Here is a 4,996-nt window from a genome sequence, read left to right as displayed (position 1 = left end):
AGGTAGCTGGTGGCCCGCACGGTGCGATCGCCAAATCACTCTCACACCCGGAGACACGGTTTATGTCATCGGCGTTGACAGCATCACTCTGTTAGTTTCGCTCACTCCCGCAGACTAAATCAGAGGATGAACAACTAGGAAATGCGACCTTTCAAATAGCAGAAACAGGCGATTAAACTTCGATATATTTTAATACAAAAGGAGTCAGGGAAATGTTTAACTTAGCAAAAGCTTTCGGTGCGATTTTTTCTGTTCACACCTACAGCACAGAAAACAATATGTTAGTGGACAACTACATCACGAAGAAGCAGTCGTCGATGAATCGATTTACCCGAATCAAACAGGTCGCGTCCGCTTCCAAGGTAGCTGGTGGCCCGCACGGTGCGATCGCCAAATCACCCTCACACCCGGAGATACTGTTTATGTCATCGGCGTTGACAAAATCACTCTTTTAGTTTCCCTCACTCCCGCCGACTAAAAGAGAAAGTAATCTAAACCTTTTCACGGTAAGAGCCCCGAATTCTTCAAGAAGTCGGGGCTCTTACTGTTCTGTTGTTGAGCGGCAATTAGGCTTAAGTACCCCCTTTATTTCTTAGCCCGCGCACCATCCGGGCTTTGTTTGTGTAGTAGCGGTTTCAACCGCCGGATTATAGCTACAATAAAATGGCATTTTTGAGAGCTTGTTTGTTGGGGCGATCGCCCATTTGAGATTCGCTACTTTCTGGACTGACTGCTGTTGTTTCTGATGCTTTAGCTGGCGGTAGTGGTTCGAGCAGTTTGGATTGAGCTTCCTGAATTGAAGGGTAATTTTCAGCCCAGGATGAAATCACTTCTGAAAGAACATCGCTTTTATCGGATAAGGGTTCAATTAGCTGCGCTAGTTCAGTTAATTGTGTGGCCGAAAAGAGCGATCGCTGGTGAGTTAATAGTTCGATCAACGAGTCAATCTTTTGTTCGGGGACTGACATGGATTCCCGTTGGATTTTGTGAATTGTTTGCCGCACAAATTCTACAGACAAATCTAATAATTGTGCGATCGTCTCTAAATTCATTCCAAACGCGATCATCCGACGAATGGCTTCTAACTTCGCCTGCTGCTCACCTTGTTCGAGTCCTTGTTCGAGTCCTTCTTCTAAACCTTCTTGCTTGACTTCCTGATAAAATCGAGTTTGTCTGAGTTCGCTTAAATTCAACATGGTGGCAATTTCCTCGCGGCTTTTCTGGGGGAGTTTGTAGACGATAATTGTTTCGATGAGGTTGATTAAATCGCGCAAAACGGTGGGATCGGACAACTGCTGTCGGGCCATTGCGATCGATTGGCGTGCTTGTTCTGCGGCTGTCTCTGCTGGCTCGATTACCAGTTTAACAATTTTGACTCCCAGCGAGCGATCGGCGGCTTCTGGCAATTCATCGAGGTAAATCCGTTGGACGCGCTGACTGGTTAAGAGTTCCTGAAATTGCAGCATCTGTTCGTGTTCGATGCGGCGGCTGGGATAGATGACAACGACGCGCCAAGGATTGACGGGTTTGTATTGTCGCAGATAGAGAAAGAGTTCGCCAAAGATGCGGTAGTACAAGTCGGGATCGGGTTGAAACTGAACTTCCGCCAAGTAAAATGGTTTTTCCGGTGCTTCGGTTGTGGGCAGAAATAAGCCATCGATGCGGAATGCGAGTTGTTTGATTTCGCGGGAGGTGAATTCATAGGCGGTGGCTTCGTCTGGAGGGCGATCGATCAGTTCAAAGAAGAAGCTGGGAAATTCCTGAAACAGGCTGTAGAAAATGGTGTCTGTTTTCATGAGTTGTCGATGGGAATCGAAGATGGGTACTATACCATGCCAAGAGAGGAACAAACATAACGCAAGAACCCACAATCGGGGAAATTGATTTTTAGGCTTGGCAACATTTTATGCTATTGTCTAACTTTGTTTTTACAGGAAATTTCGGATAAAATGGTCGATAACAAAGATACTACAGAAGTGCCTTTACGACCTCTTGTTTGGATGGGAGACTCTCGCAAAAATATCCGCGAGTTTCCTGAAGAGGTACAAAAAGCCGTAGGTTATTCCCTACAACTGGTGCAAGCTGGGGAAACACCTTTGTCAGCCAAGCCCTTTAAAGGGGTGGAAAGCGGTGTGTATGAAATCGTCAAACGTTACGATACCGATACTTACAGGGCAGTTTATGCTGTAAAGATTGGTGAAAAAATCTATGTATTGCACGCTTTTCAGAAGAAATCAAAGCAAGGGATTAAAACCCCACAGGCTGATGTTGACTTAATTAAAAAACGCTATCAAGACGCACTAGCTAGGGAGGAACAATTATGACAGAAGAAACTATTTTTGAAGAAAGCAGTGGTAATGTATTTGCTGACCTTGGATTGGCAGATGCTGATGAACTTTTTGCGCGAGGTAAAATCGGTATTCAGGTACTTCGCCTGTTAAAACAGCGCAACTTAGAACAGCGTGAAATGAGCGAATTACTTGGAATTCCACAGCCAGAAGTATCTCATTTAATGAACGGAGAGTTTCAACGGTTCAGCGAAGGAAAACTACTGATTTTCCTGAAGCGACTCGATACGGAAATCACCTTACATCTTCGCCCTCGTAATGGGGGAAATCAATCTGCTGAAACTGTGATATTGCTATAGGAATTGGGGAACCGATCGCCCTGTTGAATTTTTTCGCAAAGGCGATCGGGGCTTCTAGCTTTTATCTATTTGACTCGTCTCTCTCATCTTTCTGCAACTCTGTCAGGATTAGAAAGCACAGCTTGAGCACAAAGAGCAGAAGTCCTGCTTGGGGATTGAGGCAAGTGGCAACGCCTACCACCGCAAACTCGCTTACTTTGAGCAGTTTCTTTTTATTTGAAATCTTCATGTTGGTCATCTTTGTTGAAACTCTCAACAATCTGCCAAATGCAAGATAGGAGGCTCGTTTTAGATCCGATCGCCCACCGCTCAGGTTATGTACAAGTTTGTCCAAGTTACGATCGCGTCGCTATAATTGGAGAAACCTGAAACCACTACATGACGGAACCTAGCGGACGATCTCTCAGGCTATCGCCAACTCAACTCAAAAACGCGGACATTGCATTAGCAAAATTTGGTAGCAAATCCGATTTGGCTGCTCAATTACAAATGTCGCGTACCACCATCAACAAATTTTTCAAAGGTGAACCTGTTCAGCGCAAGCAGTTTCTTGGCATCTGCAAAAAGCTCAAACTGAAATGGGAACCCGACGATGAACAGGTTCAGGAGAAAGGTAAACCACCAAATTCGCTGTCAGATCCGACTCTGGAGAGCCTGAAAGATGATATTGATGCGTTAGTTCAGGAGGTACGATCGCGCCTCCATGATGACATCCAACGCTTGCACAGCACAATGCCACTTTGGGGGATCGATCGTTGTGTGCCTTTGGGTGACTTGTTTGTGGATGTCAATATTCTGGAGGAACTGAGTAGTAGTCGTAAATCGGAATACGATGATTTGTGCCAAGATTTCATGAACAATCCCAGCCATCGAGGTTTAGATCGCATTGGCTTGGGCAAGGAACAGAAACGAGTGCCGGGGTTAGAAGTGCTGGCGAAGAATACAAACCTAATGGTGGTGGGCAAACCGGGTTCGGGGAAAACCACCTATTTGCAACGAGTGGTGAGGGAGTGCAACGCAGGGAATTTACAGGCGCACCGGATTCCGGTTTTGATTAGGCTGCGAAATTTTGTCGAGGATGGGCGTGAGGTTGCCTATTCGCTAGAGCGTTATCTAAAGGAATGCTGGCGGTTATCGGATGCAGAAACTCAATTGATATTCGATCGAGGTCGATCGCTGGTGCTGCTGGATGGGTTGGATGAAGTGACGGGAGAAGATGGGAAGAACATCGCCAAAGAAATCAAGCGGTTTGCTCGTATTTATCCGCAGGTGCAGGTAATTGTAACTTGTCGGACTCAGAGTCAGGAATCGCGGTTTGAGAAGTTTGATTATGTGGAGGTAGCGGATTTTAATGAGTCGCAGGTGCGATCGTTTTCAGAACATTGGTTTAAGACGGTGATGGGGGATGAGTCAGGAGGATTGGCGAAAGCACGAGAGTTTTTAGAACAACTATTTTTAGAGGCAAATAAGCCGATTCGGGAGTTAACAATTACGCCGATTTTGCTGAGTTTGACCTGTGCCGTGTTTCACCAGACGGGGAAGTTTTACTCGAAGCGTTCCAAGCTTTATGAAGAAGGGTTGGAGTTGCTGCTAGAACAGTGGGACAAGTCGCGGGAGATCGATCGGGATGAAATTTATCGTGATTTGTCGCTAGAGCGGAAGCTGGAGTTATTGAGTTTTCTGGCAGTGAAGAAGTTTGAGCAAGAGCAATATGTGTTGTTTGAGCAGGCGGAAATAGAGGGTTATATTGCGGAGTTTTTGGGGATTGGGCAGCGGGATAGTCGGGTGGTATTGAGGGCAATGGAAGCGCAGCATGGGTTGTTGATTGAGCGAAGTCAGAAAGTTTGGTCATTTTCACACCTGACATTTCAAGAATATTTGATAACCCGTCAGTTTTTGGCGAAGTGTAACCCGTCATCAATAAATGATTCAATACTGAATGAATTGACAAGCCATGTGCAAGATAGGCACTGGAGGGAAGTATTTTTATTGGCTGTTGAAATGCTGCCGAAAGCAGATGTTTTGCTAACGGCGATGAAACAAAAAATTGACAATTTAGTTATCTCTGATATTAGGGTGCAAAAATTTCTCTCTCAATTACATCAATTAGCTCTCTGGATTGATGCTCCATACAAAGCTGCATCTGTCCGAGCTTTATGCTTTGATCTAGGTGTTGATTTTACTACCAATACTAAGGGTACGCTGAGTCGCATCTTCAAAATTACTCGAATTTTAGATTATGAATTGTATCCAGGGCTATTTCGTTCTAGACAGTAGACAGGGTTTAGGTTTAGAGTTTAGAAGTCGGATTCACCCTAACTTATGATTTATGAGTTCCCTAGCAATTGT

At 45.1% G+C, this 4,996-nt stretch carries 5 protein-coding genes; 4 read left to right on the top strand and 1 reads right to left on the bottom strand.

Annotation, left to right across the window (positions count from 1 at the left end):
• Positions 1 to 325: 325 nt before the first annotated feature.
• Positions 326 to 478 (top strand): NfeD family protein, encoded by a 153-nt coding sequence (locus JGK14_RS33600; protein ID WP_293203460.1) that lies wholly within the window; start codon positions 326 to 328, stop codon positions 476 to 478.
• Positions 479 to 653: 175 nt separating this feature from the next.
• On the opposite strand, the gene JGK14_RS33595 is transcribed toward JGK14_RS33600, so the two are convergent.
• Complete coding sequence (locus JGK14_RS33595) at positions 654 to 1,796, bottom strand: Rpn family recombination-promoting nuclease/putative transposase (protein ID WP_293212441.1); 1,143 nt, start codon at positions 1,794 to 1,796, stop codon at positions 654 to 656.
• Positions 1,797 to 1,949: 153 nt separating this feature from the next.
• Here JGK14_RS33595 and JGK14_RS33590 point away from each other — a divergent pair, with 153 nt between their 5' ends.
• The 3 genes from JGK14_RS33590 (at position 1,950) to JGK14_RS33580 (ending at position 4,924) form a co-directional block, all read left to right on the top strand.
• Positions 1,950 to 2,324, top strand: a complete 375-nt coding sequence (locus JGK14_RS33590) for a type II toxin-antitoxin system RelE/ParE family toxin (RefSeq protein ID WP_293178124.1) — start codon at positions 1,950 to 1,952, stop codon at positions 2,322 to 2,324.
• A complete protein-coding gene (locus JGK14_RS33585) occupies positions 2,321 to 2,647 on the top strand; it encodes a helix-turn-helix domain-containing protein (RefSeq protein ID WP_293178127.1) in 327 nt (108 codons plus the stop codon). Before JGK14_RS33590 ends, JGK14_RS33585 begins: the two co-directional genes overlap by 4 nt.
• A 378-nt stretch (positions 2,648 to 3,025) precedes the next feature.
• On the top strand, positions 3,026 to 4,924 hold the full coding sequence (locus JGK14_RS33580) for an NACHT domain-containing protein (RefSeq protein WP_325315996.1): 1,899 nt from the start codon (positions 3,026 to 3,028) through the stop codon (positions 4,922 to 4,924).
• Positions 4,925 to 4,996 lie beyond the last annotated feature (72 nt).

Origin of the sequence: Microcoleus sp. PH2017_28_MFU_U_A, from assembly GCF_020738035.1 — a bacterium.
Classification (GTDB): Bacteria; Cyanobacteriota; Cyanobacteriia; order Cyanobacteriales; family Microcoleaceae; genus Microcoleus.
This window is presented reverse-complemented; position numbering and strand designations above follow the sequence as displayed.

Excerpts from the sequence above, each read along its gene's own strand:
- JGK14_RS33595 (WP_293212441.1), bottom strand. The coding sequence starts at position 1,796 with ATGAAAACAGACACCATTTTCTACAGCCTGTTTCAGGAATTTCCCAGC.
- JGK14_RS33580 (WP_325315996.1), top strand. The coding sequence starts at position 3,026 with ATGACGGAACCTAGCGGACGATCTCTCAGGCTATCGCCAACTCAACTC.
- JGK14_RS33590 (WP_293178124.1), top strand. The coding sequence starts at position 1,950 with ATGGTCGATAACAAAGATACTACAGAAGTGCCTTTACGACCTCTTGTT.
- JGK14_RS33585 (WP_293178127.1), top strand. The coding sequence starts at position 2,321 with ATGACAGAAGAAACTATTTTTGAAGAAAGCAGTGGTAATGTATTTGCT.